We start from the raw sequence: 17,212 nt of genomic DNA on the forward strand, positions 1-17,212 counted from the left end.
GGTCCTAACTGAAGCGGAGCAGGGTGGTGAGGTGTCCGGGGGGTCCGGAGCCGACCAGTGTGGTCGACGGTTCCTTGCGGCCGAACCCCGCGGAGTACCAGCCGAGGGGCGGCTCGATCTCACCGCGGTGAGCGGTCCACGACAACTCGGCGGGCAGTTCCATGACCGCGGTGTGCACCGGGGCCACGGAACCCGTGGCGGTCCCCTCCCAGCTCAGGTGGGCCACGTTCCCCTCGACCCGCGCGGTGATCGCCGGGCCGAGGTGGAACGCCAGGCGCGCGGCCGGGCGGGTGTCGCCGAGCACTTCGTCGACGATCTTCAGCACGTCGCCGTCGAGCTCGACCGTGCGGCGGTGGACCGCGGGCGCGTAGCCGTCGTGGGCCGCCGTCCAGCGGGAAGGCCCGCTCGACGGGGTCTCGACGGCCAGCACCTTCGTGACCGCGTGCCGCGTCCACAGGAACGGGCCGCCGGACACCGACTGGTCGGTCCCGCCCAGCTCGAGGGTGTTGTGGCCGAGCGTCGAGCGGAAGTACGACCGCCACCGCGGCTCGCCGTGGTAGCAGAAGGTGCCCGGGTCGGCGAGAACGTCGACGCCGTCGTGGCGGACCTCGACCGACAGCGCGTCGGCGTGGGCGTGCGCGGCGATCGAGAGGAAGCCGTGCGGCCCGCCGTCGCAGCGGGCCCAGACGCGGCCCGAGCGCAGGATCGTCATGCCCGCGTCCCGCAGGTGCGCGGGCCGGCGGGCAGGCCGGACGCCCGAGGCCCGCGGTGTCCGGGAGACCAGGGAAGCCAGCAGCGGCGTGCGGACGTCGTCGGCAGGCACCGGCGGCCACCAGTCCAGACGGCCGAACAGCGCTTCGCCGGTCGCCAGCAGCGACGCCCAGCGGTCGGTCTCGTCGCCGTCGACGATCAGGCCGAAGCCGTCGTCGGCGTCGCCCTGCCGCGGCGGGCGGAATCGGTTGTCCACAATGGACGCGAGGGCGTCGGTCATCCGGAGCAGGACGTCCCACGTCGAGTCCGGCACCGGCGTGCCGGCCGCGTCGGCTTCCACCGCAGCCGCGAGGCCGAGCTCGAGCACCAGGCCGTGGTACTCGGACGCCAGTTCGGCGTTGAGCCCGGAGGGAAAGGTGTTGCGGGCGAGCTGGACGTCCAGCGACCGCATCGCCTCGGTCCGCCAGCCCGCGGACTCCGGGAACCAGCCGAACGCGCAGGCAGCGGCGAGCAGCCCGGCGTCCTCGGCGATGACGTGGTTGTTGGCCGACGAGCCGTGGCTGCGCAGGGTCGCCAGCCAGTTCTGGTGGTGCCACAGCTGGAGGTGGAAGTCCGGGTTGTCCTCGAACAGGTCCGCGACGCCGTCCCAGCCGTCGAGCAGGCGGCGCGTCCAGACCCAGGACAGGAGCCGGATGCCCAGCTCGATGCCGCTGATCCAGTGCGGGCCGCGCAACGGCGGGTTCTCCCGCCACCAGGACCGCAGGTGCTCGGCCACGCGTTCCGCATAGGCCGCGGAGCCGGTCAGGGCGAACGCCGCGGCCAGCACGGTCAGGTGCTGGTGGCGCGAGGGTTCCCAGATCTGCTTGATGTCGCCGACCGTGTCTTCCGACCGGTAGGGCACATCGAAGGCGTAGGGCTCGCCCGGCGCCCGGCGGCCGGTTTTGGGGTCGAGGAACCAGTCCGGCGCATCGAGGTCCGCGCGGACCACGCCGAAGTACTCGGCGCGGCCGGCGAGCAGCTCGTCAGCGGTGGCGAGCAGCCGCTTGACGGCCTCGCCGGACACCTGGTCGAGCGCGCCGGAGGGGAGCACGGCGGTGAAGCGCGGGTGCGACGGCCAGTCGGGAGGGGTCGGCAGCGCGGTCCGCCACTGCCGCTGGACGAGGGCGTGCCGAGCACGCCCGACGACCTCCGCCGGCCCCATCCGCGAGAGGCGGCGCAGGTACCAGCCGGGACCCATCACGGCCGTGCACCTGCCTTCGGCAGCAACGCCAGCCGAACCGGGACCGCGCTCAGCAAGCGCGGGGCCGGGGCCTTCGGCAGCAGGCGGAGCGGTGCCTCGCCCGGCATGGCCGCGCGCAGCACCTTCACCCCGCTCGAGGCGACACTTCTCATGCCGGGGCACCCGCCTTCGTCGGCAGCTCGATCCGGACCGGGGCCGCGTTCGCGACGCTCGTCTGCGCCGCCAACGTCGCCAGCGTCGTCGCCGCCAGCGAGGCCACCGAGATCGGCATCGGCCCACCCGTCCGCACTGCCTCCAGGAACGCGTTGACCTCCGCGGCCTGCCCCTTGTCGCGGCCCTTCGGGATGCGCGAGCTCGCCCACTTCTTGCGCGAGTACACCGATGCGCGCACGAAGTCGTCGAACTTCAGGACCTTGCCGTCGGCCGTCACGTCCAGGGTCTCCTTCGGGAAGCCCGATGAGCCCGTCTCCGCGTACGTGATCACCGCCGTCGAGCCGTCCGGGTAGCCGAGGGTCACCTGGAGGTCCCCTGTCGCGTACACCGAGACCGGGTCGGCGTCGAGGAGCCAGCTCACCGTGTCGATGAAGTGCCCGCCCTCGCCCGCGAAACGGGAACCTTCCGAATCCGTCTGGTTGTACCAGCTGCCGTGGTCGAGGCGACCCGCGTTGACCAGGTACCGAACCGTCGCCGGGCCGACTCGGGGGCCGAACTGGTCGCGGGCCTCGTGCAACAGCGGTGCGAACCGGCGGTTGAAGCCGACCTGCAGGCGGTCGTTGCCCGACTCTTCGATCGCGTCCAGGACCTTCTGCAGCTCCGCCGGCGACAGCGCCAGCGGCTTCTCGACGAACACCGTCTTGCCCGCCAGCAGCGCCTGACGGGTCAGCTCCGCGTGCGAACTGTGGCGCGTCACGACGAACACCGCGTCGATCGAGGAGTCGCCCAGCACGTCGTCGATGTCCGTCGACGCCGCCGCGAAGCCGAACTTGCGGCGCGCGTTGGCGCCCGACAGCGCCGACGTCGTCGCGACGTGCTTGAGCTGCACGTCCGAGCGCTCGACCAGGTGCGGCAACAGCATCGACGACGCGTAGTTGCCCGCCCCGATGAAGCCCAGGCGCACCGGCTGCCCCGCCGGCAACGCAGCGGCCGCCGAAGACGACGTCACCCCGACCCGCGCCGACGTGACCACCGGCTCGGTCCGGGCGACCGCGTCCGGGTAGCGGAACAGCACCGCCACGGCCTTCAAAGCGCCCTCGTTCAAGGACTTGTACGTTTCGACAGCCGAAGAAAAGTCCGAGACGTGCGTGATCAGCGGCTCGACGTCCAGCCGGTCGCGCGCGATCAGGTCGAGGACGCACTCGAGGTTGCGGCGCTCGGTCCAGCGGACCTGGCCGATCGGGTAGTCACGGCCTTCGAGCTCGTACGACGGGTCGTAGCGGCCCGGCCCGTACGACCGCGAGAACCGGACGTCCAGTTCCTTCTCGTAGTACGCGTTCCACGGCAGGTCGAGCTTGCACTTGCCGATGTCGATCACGCGGCCGCGGTCGCGGGACAGCTTCGCCGCCAGCTCCACCGGGTCGTTCGTGTTGCCGCCGGCGGCGAGGTACGTCTGGTCGACGCCCGCGCCGTGGGTCAGCTCGTCCACCGCCGTGTCGACGATGCCGGACGCCGGGTGCGCGCAGGTCAGCGCGCCGAGGCTCTCGGCGAGCTTGCAGCGCTCCGGGTCGGGGTCGACGCCGACCACGCGCACGCCGGACGACGTCAGCAGCTGCACGACCAGCTGGCCGATCAGGCCGAGCCCGATCACCAGGGCGACGTCGCCGATCTGCGGCTCGCCGCGGCGGACGCCCTGCATGGCGATCGACCCGACGGTGCCGAACGCCGCGTGCCGCGGGTCGACGCCGGCGGGCACGCGCGAGTAGAGGTTCTTGGGCACCCAGTTCAGCTCGGAGTGCAGCGCGTGCTCGTTGCCCGCGCAGGCGACGAGGTCTCCGACCGCGACGTCGGTGATGCCGTCGCCGACCTGCTCGACGATGCCGCACAGCGAGTAGCCCAGCGGGGTGTAGGAGTCCAGTTTGGACGTGACCTTGCGGTAGGTCGCCGACAGGCCGTTCGTGGCGACGCTCTGCATCACCTTCGCCACCTGGTCGGGGCGGGCCTTCGCCTTGCCCACCAGGGACATGCTCGCCTCGGACACCTTCATCATCTCGGTGCCGGTCGAGATCAGCGAGTACACCGTCCGCACCAGCACGCCACCCGGCTTGCAGGCGGGCTCGGGGACCTCGAGGAGCGCCAGCTCACCGCTCTTGTAGTTCTGGACTACCTGCTTCACTTCGCTCCCGCTCCAGACATCGCGTTCCGGTACCAGTACTCAAGGGTCAAGACGTGCCAGAGGTGCTTGCCGCGGTCTTCCTGACCGGCGGCGTCCTCGGCGACCATGCGCTGCAACGCCTCCCGCTGCAGGAAACCGGAGGAAACGAGCACGCCGTCGTTGACGACTTCGCGCACCAACGGCGCCAGGTCGCGGCTCATCCAGGCCCGCAGCGGCGCGCTGAACAGGCCCTTCGGCCGGTGCACGATCTCGCCGGGCAGGATGTTCTCGGCCGCCTTCTTCAGTGCCACCTTGCCCGCCCGGCCGACGATCTTCTTGTTCCCCGGGATCTTGAACGCCGCCCGCACGACCTCGACGTCGACGAACGGCGTCCGCACCTCGGTGGACGCCGCCATCGTCGAACGGTCCGTGTAGGTCAGGTTCAGCCCGGGCAGGAACAGCCGCGAGTCGGCCAGGCACATGCGGTTGACGAAGTCGTCCAGCGCCTGGTCGTGGTACGTGTCGGCGTGCTCGGTCAGGACGTCGTCGACGACCGGCGCGAGGTCCGGGTTGACCAGGGACAACAGCTCGGCGCGGTCGTACATCGTGTAGCTGCGCCGGAACGCCGTCTCCTCCGGCAGGCCCGCGAAGGACAGGAACCGCTTGGCGAACCGCACCGACCGGTACCCGCGCTTGGCCGACGCCACCGGCAGCCGGTCCACAATGGACTCGACCGGCTTGCGCACCGCGCCCGGCACCTTGTGGTAGCGCAGCGCGATCAGGTTCGCGAGGTGCTTGCGGTAGCCGGCGAACAGCTCGTCGGCGCCCATCCCCGACAGCATCACCTTGACGCCCGCGTCGCGCGCGGCCGTGCAGATCAGGAACGAGTTGATCGCCGCCGGGTCGCCGATCGGCTCGTCGAGGTGGTAGGTCATCTTCGGCAGCAGGTCGAGCACCTGCGGCGCGATCTCGATCTCGTGCAGGTCGACACCGAACTTCTCGGCCACGATCCGGGCGTACTTGAGGTCGTCCGGCATGGCCTCGAACTTGGCGTCCTCGGCGCGGAACCCGATGGTGTACGCCGAAATCCCGGGCCGGGACCGCGCGGCCAGCGCCGTCAGGTAGCTGGAGTCCAGGCCGCCCGAGAGGAACGTCGCCACCGGGACGTCCGAGATCAGGTGCTTGGCGGTCGACTCGGCGATCACGGCGTGCAGGTCGACGTCGCCGTGGAAGGCCGCGCCCTCCTCGGCGACCTCCCGCAGCGACCAGAACCGGCCGCGGTCGACCTGGCCGTCCGGGCGGCAGCGCAGCCACGTGCCCGGCGGCAGCTTCTCCGCGCCCTGGTAGGCGCACCGGCTGTCGGGCACCCAGTAGTAGAGCAGCGACGCGATCAGCGCCCCGCTGTCGACCTGCAGCGACCCGCCGAGCTCACCGGCCAGCGCCTTCAGCTCGGACGCGAACGCGACCCCGCCGCCCCGCTGGACGAAGAACAGCGGCTTGATGCCCAGCTGGTCGCGGACCAGGAACAGCTCGCCGGTGCCCTCCTCGAACATGGCGAACGCGAACATCCCGCGCAGCTTCGGCAGGCAGTCGGTGCCCCAGCGCCGCCACGCCTGCAGCAGCACCTCCGTGTCGGACGTCCCGCGGAAGCGGACACCGGCCGCGGAAAGCTCGGCCCGCAGCTCGGGCGCGTTGTACAGCTCGCCGTTGTAGCTCAGCGCGAGGCCGTCGAGGACCATCGGCTGGGCGCCGGTCTCGGTCAGGTCGACGATCGAGAGCCGGCGGTGTCCCAAGTGGACGGACCCGGCGCCCACGGCGTGGTCGTAGCGGCCAGAGCCGTCCGGCCCGCGGTGGGCCAGCGTCTTGGTCAGCCGGTCGGTGAGCGGCCCGCCGTCCGGCCAGAGGTAGGTGCCTGCGATGCCGCACATCTCGAGTGGGTCCCCTTCATTCGCGGCGCGCGGGGGGTCAGGAGACCTCCGCGCTCTTTTCTGGCTCGAGCCCGGCGTTCAACTCGCCTTTGTGCGTCGGTTCGCCGTGGTCGCGCTTGAACGGCGTCGGCCGCTTCGGCGGCTTGACCGGGGCGAACTTCTTCGTCGGCGCATCCAGGTGGTCGCCGACGCTGACCTTCCCGGGTTCCGGCAGCGGCACGGCCGGCGGCTTGGCCAGTGCCGGCGGCACGACCGGCCGGACCGGCGCGATCCGCCGCGTCGGCGGCTCGACCACCGCGACGCGCTCGGCGATGCGGGCGGCCAGTTCGTCGATGCGGTCCTCGTGCTCGACGACCGAGACGCGGTGCACCGAGGGCGCCGACTTCGCCCGGCCGCGCAGCGCTGTGTGCAGGCCGTCCCACAGCGTGCCGTCGGACTTGTCGCGCGGGTCCGGGTCGACCAGCACCACGCCGACGATCGGGATCTGCTGGTCGGCGAGCTGCCGAGCCACCGTGTGCAGCCACAGCGTGTTCGCGTGCCCGGCCTTGACGACCAGCACGGTCTCCGTGCCGAGGTGCTCCAGGTCGGTCCACGCCGTGCCCGGCGACACCGTCCCGACGCCGACCCGGCGCTCGTCCGGCTCGGCGGCCGGGTCGCCCGCGCCGACGACGGCGACCTCGCTCTTCGTCTCGGTGACGAGCTTGCGGACGTCCTCGTTCGGCAGGTCGTCGAGGACGCTCGCCTTGCCGTCGGCGGCCAGTTCCTCGGCGATGTCGAGGGCGAGCGCGGCGGCGACCTTCGGCGCGCCGAGCTCCAGCAACGACACCTGGGGCTTGTCCTTCTTGATCGCGCGCACCAGCGTCGTGGCGACGCGCTTGCGTTCGGACACCGCGCGGGAGCGCCGCCACAGCCGCGCCGGGCCGCGCGGCTTCGACGGCAGCTGCGCGAGCACGGACGCGCCGAGGTGCGTGGAGATCTCGCGGCGCAGCACCGGCCGGTCGCGCGAGACCGCGCCGACGGCGGCGAACGCGAGCCCCACGGCCAAGCCGAGCGCGAAGCCGATGCCGGCGTTGGTCGCGGTGGTCTTGAGGAACGCCTTCGGCAGCGCACGCGGCGCGTCGACGATCTGGGTGCCCGCGGCGACCTGCGGGCTGCCGATGCCGGCCTGCTGGGCGCGGGAGTCGAAGTCGGAGATCTGCGACGCGAGCGCGGCGCGGCGGCCGTAGAGGCCTTCGAGGGTGCTGGCGTTGGCGTTGCGGCCCTTGCCGGTCTCGTCGGCGATCTGCTGGTCGACCTTGGTCAGCTCGTCCTGGGCGTTCTTCCGCTGGTCGAGGATGGCCTTCGACTGCGCGGCCGCGGCGGCCTGGCTGCGCTGGACGTGGTCGGCGATGAACACCTCGGCCAGCGCCTGCGCCTGCGCCACGGCCTCTTCGTTGCTCTTGGCCTTGACGGTGATCTGCATGACGTTGTTGGTCAGGCCGAGCCCGGCGTAGTTCTTCATGAACTCTTCGGCCGGCTCGGTGCTGCCCAGCTTCTTCAGCGCGCCTTCGGCGATCTGGGTCGTCGACAGCACGGCGACGTCGGTGCGCATCAGCGTGCCGCTGTCGGTCGGCGAGTCGTCCTGGTGGACCACGATCACCTTGGTGACCGCGGTCGGCGGCGCCGGCAGCACGACTGCCAGCGCGGCGCCGGCGATCAGCCCGAGTAGGGCCGTCGCCAGCCACAAGCGCTTGCGGCGGCGGATGGCGACGAAGAGGCGCTGGAGATCGACCAGCGGCGCCGTTTCCGTGGAAGTGCTCACGCCGAACCTGCCAGGGCTTTCTCGGGGGCTTCCGCCGCGGGTTCGGGTGCCTCCGGCCCGGCCGGCCGGACGGCGTGGGTGAGGACGGCGCCGACGACCTCTTGGCCAGCGTCGGCACAGGCCTCGGCGAGCCGGACGAGCTCCCACGCGGTGCGGGAGCCGGCGCTGAGCACCACCAGGACGCCGGAGCCGGGACCGGCGTCCGGCACCGTCGGCCGCCCGGCGGTGAACTCGAAGATCCGCAGCGGTACCGACAGCCGGTCGGCCAGCTCGGCGAGCTGACCGGCGGCGAGCTTGCCGGTCTCGTCGTCGTCGGCCACGAGCAGCAGGACGTCGGCGGGGCCGGTGGCCAGCCGGGCCAGCACGCGGCGGTAGCGGATGTCGCGGTTGACCTCGTCGGCCGACGTCGCGACCGGCGGCAGCAGCCAGGGCCGGTCGCTGCCGAGCAGCCGCCGCACGGTGCCGAGCAGGCCGGCCGCCGGAAGGCGGTCGCCCTGCGGGGTGGTGACGTCGACGCCGGCGAGGATCGGCGAGCCGAGCGCCGAGGCGATCTCCGGCTCGCCGCGCAGCCGCCGGTCGGACCGGGCGGCGAACAGGTGGCCGATCACGCCGGCGAGGAAGAACAGCATCGCGCCGCCGGCGACCAGCTGCACCAGCGTCGGGGCGGCCGGCCCGGTCGGGCGCTCGGACGGTCCGAGCACGACGGTGTTGCCGATGCCGGTCGCCAGGTCGGCCTGGTTGAGGTCGTTGATGGCCTGCTCCAGCGACGTCCGCAGGCCTTCGAGCTGCGTGCGGACCTGGACGCTTTCGACGGTCAGGTCGCCGCCGACGCCCTTGGCGATGTCGCTGATCTTCTCGGTGGTCAGCTTGACCTGGTTGCGCAGCGACTCGCGCTGCTCCTGGGCCAGCTGCACCGAGGCGTCCGCGGAGTTGCTGGCCAGCTGCGTCGAGTACTTGACGAACTGCTGCGCGACCTGGTCGGCGAGCTGCTGGGCGTGCTCGGCGGTATCGGCCGAGACGGTGATCGACACGACGTTGCCGTTCGCGACGGACGTGGTGACCTGCTTCTTCAGGTCGGCGCCGCTCGGGTGCCAGGCCAGCTGCGCGGCGGCGCGGTCGAGGACGACCGAGCTGGTCGCGACCTCGGCCTGCGTCAGCAGCTCGTCCGCCTGCCGCGGTCCCTGCAGCAGGACGCTCGACGACGTCTTGTAGCCGGGCGAGAGCAGCAGCGAAGCGCCCGCGCCCACCAGCGCTCCCAGGACGGCGAGGGCGGCCAGCAGCCGCCATCGCCGTTTCAGAACCTGCCCGACCAGGGCCAGGCGCACCGTGTCGTCAGTCAACGGCGGTATCTCCATTCCTGAGCCGGGTACGCCGAACGGATCTCAGTTGATCGGCCGGTTACCCGAACCGTCGTCGGACCGGGAGCTTTGGTTACACGTCCGGTGAGTTCTTGACCTAACGGCGATCAGGACTTCACAGCGTGCTCATATGCGGCGATGAGGTTCTTCGCCGAGTTCTCCCACGAGAGCGCGCCGGCGACCCGGGCCTGGCCGAGCTTGCCCATGCGAACCCGCTCCTCCGGGTCGTCGAGCAGCTGCGATACGAGCTTCGCGAACGCCGACTCGTCGTTGGCCGGGGCGTAGACCGCCGCGTCGCCGGCCGAGACGCGCGCTTCGCGCAGTTCGAACGAGACGATCGGCTTGCTCATCGCCATGTACTCCATGACCTTGTTCATCGTGGAGACGTCGTTGAGCGGGTTCAGCGGGTCCGGCGACAGGCAGACGTCGGCGGTGGACAGGTAGCGGACGAGGTCCTCGTCGGGGATCCGGCCGGTGAACTCGACTTGGTTGGCCAGCCCGAGCTTCGCCGAGAGCGCGACCATGTCGTCGAAGGCGTCGCCGGAGCCGACGAACACCGCGTGCCAGTCGGTGCGCCCGACCTCGTCACGCAGCTTCGCGAGCGCGCGCAACGCGTAGTCGACGCCGTCCTGCGGGCCCATCACGCCGAGGTAGGCCAGCAGGTGCGGCTTGCCCTTCTTCAGCTCGGGCTCGACGGGAACTTCGTGGAACCGCTCGACGACCGGGGCGCTGCGCACCACGAAGACGTCTTCGGGCTTCTTGCCGCCGCGGATCCGGGCGACCTGCTTGTAGCTCTCGTTCGTCGAGATCACGACGTCGGCGGCGCGGTAGGTGGCGCGTTCGAGCGCGCACACCCCGCGGTAGAGCAGGTCCTGCCCGCGGTCGAACCGCGAGAGGTACAGCTCCGGGCACAGGTCGTGCTGGTCGAAGATGAACCGCGCGCCCTGGCGCTTAAGCACCTTCGCGACCAGGTACAGCAGGTCCGGCGGGTTGCAGGCGTGCACGACGTCGACCGGCCCGACCTTGCGGGCCAGCCGCAGTGTGTGCCACAGCGCGCTGCCGTACTCCTGCAGGTAGCCGGCGGGGCCGCCGGTCGCCGCCTTCAGCGGGTAGCGGTGGATGTGGACGCCGTCGACGACGGCTTCGGCCTCGGTGTCGCGCTTCGTGCCCTGCGGGCAGATCACGTGGACTTCCCACCCGGCGTCGCGCAGGGTCGTGGACTCCTGCCACACGCGGCGGTCGAAGGGGACGGAGAGATTTTCGACGAGGATGAGCGCTTTACCAGGCAAGGCCGGCGTATCCCTCTTCAAGGCGACGCTCGGCGGCGTCGGGCAGGCGGACGAGGTCGACGATCTCCCGGTCGCCGCCGTGCGGCAGCGCCGCCAGGACGTCCGGGTCCTTGGTGCCGACGAGCAGGACGTCGGCGTGGTCCATGACTTCTTCGACGGACCCGGCGAGCAGCTGGCCGAGGTGCGGCAGGCGCCCCTCGATGTACTCGCGGTTGGCGCCCATCAGCCGCGAGAGGCTGACGTTGGCGTCGTAGATCTTGAGGTCGTAGCCCTTGCCGAGCAGCTTCTCGGCCAGCTCGACCAGCGGCGACTCGCGCAGGTCGTCGGTGCCCGGCTTGAACGACAGCCCGAACAGCCCGACCTTGCGCTTGCCGGTGCGCGCGACCAGGTCGAACGCGCGCTGCAGGTGGTCGGCGTTGGATGCGAGGACGTGCGACAGGATCGGCACGCTGACGTCGGCGCGGTGCGCGGCGTAGACCAGCCCGCGCAGGTCCTTCGGCAGGCACGAGCCGCCGAACGCGAACCCGGGCTTGAGGTAGGCGGGGCTGATGTTGAGCTTGGTGTCGGCGAGGAAGACGTCGATCACCTGGTGCGAGTCGAGCCCGAGCGCCCGGCAGACCGCGCCGAGCTCGTTCGCGAACCCGATCTTGAGGCCGTGGAACGAGTTGTCGGCGTACTTCGTCATCTCCGCGACCGGGATCGGCACGCGGAAGACCGGGCCGGGCAGCCCCTCGTACAGCCCGGCGACGGCGTCCCCGCTGGCGGTGTCGATCTCGCCGATGACGGTCTTCGGCGGGTCGAAGAAGTCGCGGACGCTGGTGCCCTCGCGCAGGAACTCGGGGTTCACCGCGACGCCGAAGTCGACGCCGGCCGTGCGGCCCGAGGACTTCTCGAGGATCGGAATCAGCAGGTCCAGGCAGGTGCCCGGCAGCATCGTGCTGCGGAAGACGACGGTGTGCCGCTCGCTCTTGTTCGCGATCGCCTCGCCGATCTCCTCGGCGACGCGCTCGAGGTAGACAGTCGAAAGGCTGCCGTTCGGCGCCGACGGCGTGCCGACGCAGACCAGCGAGATCTCGCTGTCGGCGACGGCTTCCGCGACGTCGGTCGTGGCTCTCAGCGCGCCGCTCGCGACGACTTCGGCGGTCAGCTCGCCGATCCGCTCCTCGACCACCGGGGCCTTGCCCTGGGTGATGAGGTCGATCTTGACCGGGTTGACGTCCACGCCGACCACCCGGTGCCCTTGCCCCGCCAGGCACGCGGCGGAGACACAGCCCACGTAACCGAGCCCGAAGACACTGATCTTCACGCCAAAACCTCCGCTATTCCGCGCGACCCTCAAGTTGGTCGGCGGGGCCCCCTGGATCGTTACCGGGAGGGCGGCGAACGGGGTAAAAGGTGAGACGGCCGTTAGGCGTAACGGTTTTCGCGTAAAAATCGGGTCTCGAATTGCATGTTGCAGTGGGCGGGCAACGCGGTCGGCACGGTTGTCGTCAGCGGGTCCCGAGGAGGCGTTTCCGTTCCGGCGTGTAGGTCCACCACGGCCGCGGCGGCGCGCCGTCCGCTTGGTCGACGGCAGACATGAACGTGTCGAGCACGCAGGGGTCGTGCCGCACGCCGTCCAGCTCGCAGAGCCGTTCGTACAGCTCGACGGCGTCGCGGCCGGCCAGCTGGGCGGGCTCGGTGATGCCGAGGCGGGCGAAGTCGCGGACCATCGCGGGTCCGATGTTGGCGAGTTTCCGCAGTTCCTTGCTCATGTCCCCAGCACAGCAGCCGGGGCCGGTCCGCGTCTTGAACGGATCGGCCCCGGCGCGCGTGCGTCAGTTGTTGTTCACGAACGTGGTGGCGAGGCTCTGCCCCTTGCTCGTCGCGGCCGAGTGGTTCTCGATCGGCGAGACCGTCGAGTTCTTGAAGCAGATGTAGGTGACGCCGGAGTCGGTGCCGCCGTTGGACGGGTCGGGGTTGATGCCGAGGTCCTTCGCCGTCGCGTACGACGCTTCACCGATGATCTGCGACGGGCCGGTGTCGCCGATGACCGCGTACTCGACCTTGCCGTTGTAGATCACGGCGCAGGATCCGCCGCCCTTCAGCTGGGACGAGCTGTACTTCCAGATGCTGCTCGAGCTCGGCACGACGATGTAGGGCAGCTTCGCGGCGTTGAGCGGCTTGCCGTCGGACTGGTGGAACGCCGTGTCGTCCTGGTAGCAGCAGTCGGTGTCCTCGTTGCACTGCGAGCTGCGCTGGCCGTCGCAGTCGATGTCCATGTCGGCCTTCCAGAAGACCGCGCCGTTCGCGTCGCAGACGGCGACCGTCTTGGCCGAGACGTCCTCGTCGGTCTTGTACTTGCCGTTGGAGATCTGCTTGCAGCTGTTCGTCTTCGCGAGCAGCTGCGCCGCGGTCGGGGCGGCCGCGGTGGTGGCGGGCGCGGCGGGGGCCGGCGCCTGCGCCGCGGACGCGAGGGCCGACGGCATGACGGCCGCGGCGAGCGCCATGGTCGCGAGCAGGATCAGTTTCCGCATTCCTGGTGCTCCCTTTAGTTAGGAAACTTTCCTTACGGCGGCGAGGCGACCAGGATGCACCCGGGAAGTGGTCTGGACAAGAGGATCCGGTGCGGGAATTTCCCATCATGCGGCCGGTCTTGACGAAAACGCTGCTCACCGGGCACCGGCGGGAAACCGGCCTGTGCCGATCACCGGGAAGCGGCTCGACGGATTTCAGCCGCGACGGAACAGGCGGCCCGCCCAGCTCCCCCGCCGGCGGCCGGCCGCGAGCACGCCGTCGAGCGACTCGCCGTCGAGGTCGTGCCGCAGCTCGGTCCGCGCCTGCAGCCAGCCGTCCCGGCTCGCCGGACCGCCGCTGCTCGTGTAGACGCGCGTCGCGCCCGCCTGCCGCAACCGCGTCAGGACGCGGCGGTCGTACGCGCCGAACGGCAGCGAGTAGCGCCGGACCGGGCGGCCGCACAGGTCGCCGAGCAGCTTCGGGGCCTCCGTCAGCTCGCGGCTCGCCTGGCGGTCGTCGAGGCGGCGCCAGTCGCGCGGCTCCCAGCCGTGCGAGCCGATCTCCATGCCGGCGCGCGTGAGCTCGCGCAGCCCGTCGCGGTCGAGGTAGCCGCGTTGCCCGAGGCGGCCGGCGAGCGGGAAGAACTCCGCCGTCAGCCCGTGGTCGACGAGCCGCGGCAGGGCGATCTCGACGTCGGACTCGTTGCCGTCGTCGAACGTGAGGTGGACGTCGTCGCGCTCGGCGACGACGTCCAGCACCCGCTCGAACTGCTCGACCGTCACCCAGCGCTCGTCCTCGCCGGGGTCGAGCTGCCGGGCCGGCCGGCCGATCCCGTGCAGGGCGAGGTTCACCGCCACCATTCCCACCGCCTGCCACCGCGAGTAGTCGATTTGTTACTTCGATTAATCGCGGTGGCAAACGGGTGAGTTACAGGTTTCGGCGTTGTTCACCCTTTGCGGATTTCCAGGGTGCAGCACTTCGGGCCGCCGCCGGCTTTCCGCAGCTCGGAGATGTCCACGTAGACCGGCTCGTAGCCACGATCGGTGAGCAGTTCACCCAGTCGGGTGGCCTCGACGGGCAGGACGACGTTGCGGCCATCGGACACGCCGTTGAGGCCGAAGCACTCGGCGTCCTCACGCGTCGCCAGCACGGCGTCCGGGAACAGCCGCTCGAGCACGCGTCGCGAACCGGTCGAGAACGCCTCGGGGTAGTAGACAATCTGCGCGCGTGTGGTGTCCGTCGCCTCGGCGAGGACGAAGAGCGCGGTGTCGAGGTGGTAGTAGCGCGGGTCGACCAGGTGCAGCGAGACGACCGGGACGCCGAGGACCTCCTGGGCTTCGGCGTGCGCGGCCGGATCGGTGCGGAAGCCGGTGCCGGCGAGCAGCAGGGTGCCGGTCCAGGCGAAGTCGCCCTCGGCCTCGTTGATCTTCTCGGGCATGGTGATGTCGCGGTAGCCGTGCTCGACGAACCAGCGGCGGAAGTGCTCGGCTTCGGCGGCCCGCTGCGGCGCGCGGAACCGCGAGCCGAGGACGCGGCCGTCGACGACGGTGCCGGAGTTCGCGGCGAAGACCATGTCGGGCAGGCCGGGCTGGGCGTCGATCTCCTCGACGGTGTGGCCGAGGCGGCGGTAGGTGTCGCGCAGCTCGGTCCACTGCGCCATCGCGGTGTCGGCGCTGACCGGCTGGGTCGGGTCCATCCAGGGGTTGATCACGTAGTCCACCGCGAAGTGGCGTGGGGGACACATGAGGTATCGACGGGTGGTCGGTACGCGCATCTCCTGCATGGTTGCAGGGTAAGGGGCGCCTAATATCGCAATCAATCGCTGTTCGCTGCGCGTATCTGTGCTATCTGTTGCGTGTGAACACCATCGACCAGCGAATCGTTTCGTGTCTCGTGGCGAACGCGCGATCAAGCTACGCGGAGATCGGCAAGGTGGTCGGCCTGTCCGCGCCGGCGGTGAAGCGGCGGGTGGACCGGCTGCTGGAAACGGGCATCCTGCGTGGCTTCACGGCGGTGGTCGACCCGGAGGCGCTGGGCTGGGGAACAGAGGCGTTCGTCGAGGTCACGTGCCAGGGCAACATCACGCCGGCCCGGATCCGGGCGCGGTTGGAGCCGCTGCCGGAGGTGGTGGCGGCGTACACGGTGTCGGGCGCGGCGGACGCGATCGTCCACCTGCGGGCGGCGGACATCCATCACCTGGAGACGGCGCTGGAGCGGCTGCGGGGGTTGGAGATCGTGGACCGGACGGTGTCGACGGTCGTGTTGTCACGGCTGTTGGAGCGGCCGCCCACGCCGGAGAGCTGACGCCTCCGGCCCCCGTCTTCCAGCTTAACGGCGGGGCGGACAGTTTCGGGCCGGTGCGCGGGCGAGGCCGCCAGTCATCCACAGACCCTGCGGGTTGTGGAGCAACGGCGGTCACGAGCCGCCGAGCGCACAGGACTGTCGGCCTCCGCCGTTACGCTGGCGACCGGGGGCCGGAGGCCATCCTCAGCCCGTCACCGCGCGCAGGACCAGTGGCGCTTCGTCCGGGCGCAGCCGCAGCCCGATGCGGCCGCCCGCCGCCTGGGACGCCACCGCCGTGATCTCCGGCTTGCGCACCTCGACGGAGCAGCGGGTCTTGGCGCGCCGGAACTTACCGGAACCAGCCGGGAAGCCGGCCCGCCGCGCGAGACCGGGGACCCGTCCTCAGCCCGCGAAGGCCTGCAGGACTACCGGTGCCTCGCCCAGGTGCGGCCGCAGCTCGGTCCGCCCTCCGCGTGCAACGTCACCGCCGCGGTTCTCGACGGCGCACCGGGTCCAGGCACGCTGGAACCGCCCGACCCACATTACGAACGCGACCGTCCCGGCGAACGGAGCCCGGCCGACTGCGCGAGGCCCTCAACCCGCCAACGCCCGCAAAACCAACGGTGCCTCGTCCGGGTGCAGCCGCAGCTCGGTCCGCCCGCCCGCCGCGTGGAACGTCACCGCCTGGCGGTCCACCGCCTGCATCGTCAACTCGCCCGGCTCGAACGCCACCGGCGAACCACCCGGCACCCGCCACGTCGCCGGCCCCTCACCGACCCCGAGCCACCCTCGCCGCTCACGACCGGATGTCACCTCGTCGGACCGCAGCACGCACGGGAACTCGACCCGCGAGCCCCGCGCGAAAGCCGCCGCCCGGGACCGGCGGCGACGGGCGCCGAACAGCTCCGACATGTCGATCATCGTCAGCAGGTTGCCGACCAGCACCACCAGCAGTTCCCCCACACCCCACTAATACCCTGACCCGATGACCGACAGCATCGTCAGCGAGCACTCGGCCGGCATCGCGCTGCTGACCGTCGACGCCCCCGGCAGCCGCAACGCGCTCACCCTCGAGCTCTCCGCCCAGCTCGCCGCCGCCGTCGAAGCCGCGGAACGGGACGAGACCGTCCACGCCGTCGTCGTCACCGGGACGCCGCCCGCCTTCTGCGCCGGCGCCGACCTCTCCGCGCTCGGCCGGGCCGACGAGACCGGCCTGCGCGCCATCTACGAAGGCTTCCTCGCCGTCGCGCGCTGCAGCCTGCCCACCATCGCCGCGGTCAACGGCGCCGCCGTCGGGGCCGGGCTCAACCTCGCCCTCGCCGCCGACGTGCGGCTGGCCGGGCCGCGCGCGAAGTTCGTCGCCCGGTTCCTCGAGCTCGGGCTGCACCCCGGCGGCGGCATGACGTGGATGACGCAGCGGCTCGCCGGCCCGCAGGTGGCCGCCGCGATGACGTTGTTCGGGCAGCCGCTCGACGCCGAAGCCGCCGTCCGGGCCGGGCTCGCACTGAGCATCGAGAACGACGTCGTCGCCGCCGCGAAAGAGCTCGCCGCCCCCGCCGTCGCCGCGCCGCGCGAGGCGCTGCTGGCCACCAAGCGCAGCCTCCGGACGACCGCCTCGCTGGCCGCCCACGCCGACGCCGTCGACGTCGAGATCCAGCCGCAGCTCGCGTCGCTGGCCTCGCCCGGGTTCGCCGAGCGGCTGGCGGGTATCCAGGCTCGGATCCGCTCCCACCCCTGATCCCAGCAGGTGGACCCCTGAGTCGGAGACCCGCGTCACAACGAAGACTGGGGTCTACCC

Annotated in this window: 15 protein-coding genes; 2 read left to right on the plus strand and 13 right to left on the minus strand. The window is 71.3% G+C overall.

The annotated features are described in order from the left end of the window. Positions 1-4 precede the first annotated feature (4 nt). The 12 genes from ACERZO_RS40730 to ddaH form a co-directional block, all read right to left on the minus strand. Positions 5-1,948 carry a heparinase II/III family protein gene (locus ACERZO_RS40730; RefSeq protein WP_372671333.1) on the minus strand — a complete coding sequence of 648 codons (1,944 nt, stop codon included), beginning with the start codon at positions 1,946-1,948 and terminating at the stop codon, positions 5-7. Further along, positions 1,948-2,103 carry a hypothetical protein gene (locus ACERZO_RS40735; RefSeq protein ID WP_372671334.1) on the minus strand — a complete coding sequence of 52 codons (156 nt, stop codon included), beginning with the start codon at positions 2,101-2,103 and terminating at the stop codon, positions 1,948-1,950. Before ACERZO_RS40735 ends, ACERZO_RS40730 begins: the two co-directional genes overlap by 1 nt. Next, a complete protein-coding gene (locus tag ACERZO_RS40740) occupies positions 2,100-4,280 on the minus strand; it encodes a bi-domain-containing oxidoreductase (RefSeq protein ID WP_372671335.1) in 2,181 nt (726 codons plus the stop codon). Before ACERZO_RS40740 ends, ACERZO_RS40735 begins: the two co-directional genes overlap by 4 nt. Next, positions 4,277-6,187 carry an asparagine synthase (glutamine-hydrolyzing) gene (asnB, locus tag ACERZO_RS40745; protein ID WP_372671336.1) on the minus strand — a complete coding sequence of 637 codons (1,911 nt, stop codon included), beginning with the start codon at positions 6,185-6,187 and terminating at the stop codon, positions 4,277-4,279. Before asnB ends, ACERZO_RS40740 begins: the two co-directional genes overlap by 4 nt. 37 nt (positions 6,188-6,224) lie before the next feature. Then, positions 6,225-7,988: a Wzz/FepE/Etk N-terminal domain-containing protein gene (locus tag ACERZO_RS40750; RefSeq protein ID WP_372671337.1), complete on the minus strand. Its 1,764-nt coding sequence runs from the start codon at positions 7,986-7,988 to the stop codon at positions 6,225-6,227. Then, positions 7,985-9,343 (minus strand): exopolysaccharide biosynthesis protein, encoded by a 1,359-nt coding sequence (locus ACERZO_RS40755; RefSeq protein WP_372671338.1) that lies wholly within the window; start codon positions 9,341-9,343, stop codon positions 7,985-7,987. The genes ACERZO_RS40750 and ACERZO_RS40755 overlap by 4 nt, the downstream gene beginning before the upstream one ends. Before the next feature lie 110 nt (positions 9,344-9,453). Then, positions 9,454-10,635 carry a glycosyltransferase family 4 protein gene (locus ACERZO_RS40760; RefSeq protein WP_372671339.1) on the minus strand — a complete coding sequence of 394 codons (1,182 nt, stop codon included), beginning with the start codon at positions 10,633-10,635 and terminating at the stop codon, positions 9,454-9,456. Beyond that, the gene (locus ACERZO_RS40765; RefSeq protein WP_372671340.1) at positions 10,625-11,941 is read right to left on the minus strand and encodes a nucleotide sugar dehydrogenase; all 1,317 of its coding nucleotides are present in this window, start codon (positions 11,939-11,941) and stop codon (positions 10,625-10,627) included. The genes ACERZO_RS40760 and ACERZO_RS40765 overlap by 11 nt, the downstream gene beginning before the upstream one ends. A gap of 184 nt (positions 11,942-12,125) precedes the next feature. Beyond that, positions 12,126-12,389 carry a helix-hairpin-helix domain-containing protein gene (locus ACERZO_RS40770; RefSeq protein ID WP_372671341.1) on the minus strand — a complete coding sequence of 88 codons (264 nt, stop codon included), beginning with the start codon at positions 12,387-12,389 and terminating at the stop codon, positions 12,126-12,128. A 63-nt stretch (positions 12,390-12,452) separates the two neighbouring features. After that, positions 12,453-13,151: a glycoside hydrolase family 75 protein gene (locus tag ACERZO_RS40775; RefSeq protein ID WP_372671342.1), complete on the minus strand. Its 699-nt coding sequence runs from the start codon at positions 13,149-13,151 to the stop codon at positions 12,453-12,455. Between the two features lie 195 nt (positions 13,152-13,346). Then, positions 13,347-13,991 (minus strand): polysaccharide deacetylase family protein, encoded by a 645-nt coding sequence (locus ACERZO_RS40780; protein WP_372671343.1) that lies wholly within the window; start codon positions 13,989-13,991, stop codon positions 13,347-13,349. Positions 13,992-14,077: 86 nt separating this feature from the next. Continuing rightward, positions 14,078-14,905 (minus strand): dimethylargininase, encoded by an 828-nt coding sequence (ddaH, locus tag ACERZO_RS40785; RefSeq protein WP_372671533.1) that lies wholly within the window; start codon positions 14,903-14,905, stop codon positions 14,078-14,080. Between the two features lie 83 nt (positions 14,906-14,988). On the opposite strand from ddaH, the gene ACERZO_RS40790 reads away from it, so the two are divergent. Next, on the plus strand, positions 14,989-15,435 hold the full coding sequence (locus tag ACERZO_RS40790; protein ID WP_155548792.1) for an Lrp/AsnC family transcriptional regulator: 447 nt from the start codon (positions 14,989-14,991) through the stop codon (positions 15,433-15,435). 573 nt (positions 15,436-16,008) lie between these two features. Here ACERZO_RS40790 and ACERZO_RS40795 read toward each other — a convergent pair. After that, positions 16,009-16,377 carry a hypothetical protein gene (locus ACERZO_RS40795; protein WP_372671344.1) on the minus strand — a complete coding sequence of 123 codons (369 nt, stop codon included), beginning with the start codon at positions 16,375-16,377 and terminating at the stop codon, positions 16,009-16,011. 22 nt (positions 16,378-16,399) lie between these two features. Here ACERZO_RS40795 and ACERZO_RS40800 point away from each other — a divergent pair, with 22 nt between their 5' ends. After that, positions 16,400-17,152, plus strand: coding sequence for an enoyl-CoA hydratase (locus tag ACERZO_RS40800; protein ID WP_372671345.1), 753 nt, complete (start codon positions 16,400-16,402; stop codon positions 17,150-17,152). Positions 17,153-17,212: the final 60 nt, after the last annotated feature.

The sequence above is a fragment of the Amycolatopsis kentuckyensis genome, from assembly GCF_041679295.1.
In the GTDB taxonomy this organism is placed as follows: domain Bacteria; phylum Actinomycetota; class Actinomycetes; order Mycobacteriales; family Pseudonocardiaceae; genus Amycolatopsis; species Amycolatopsis kentuckyensis_A.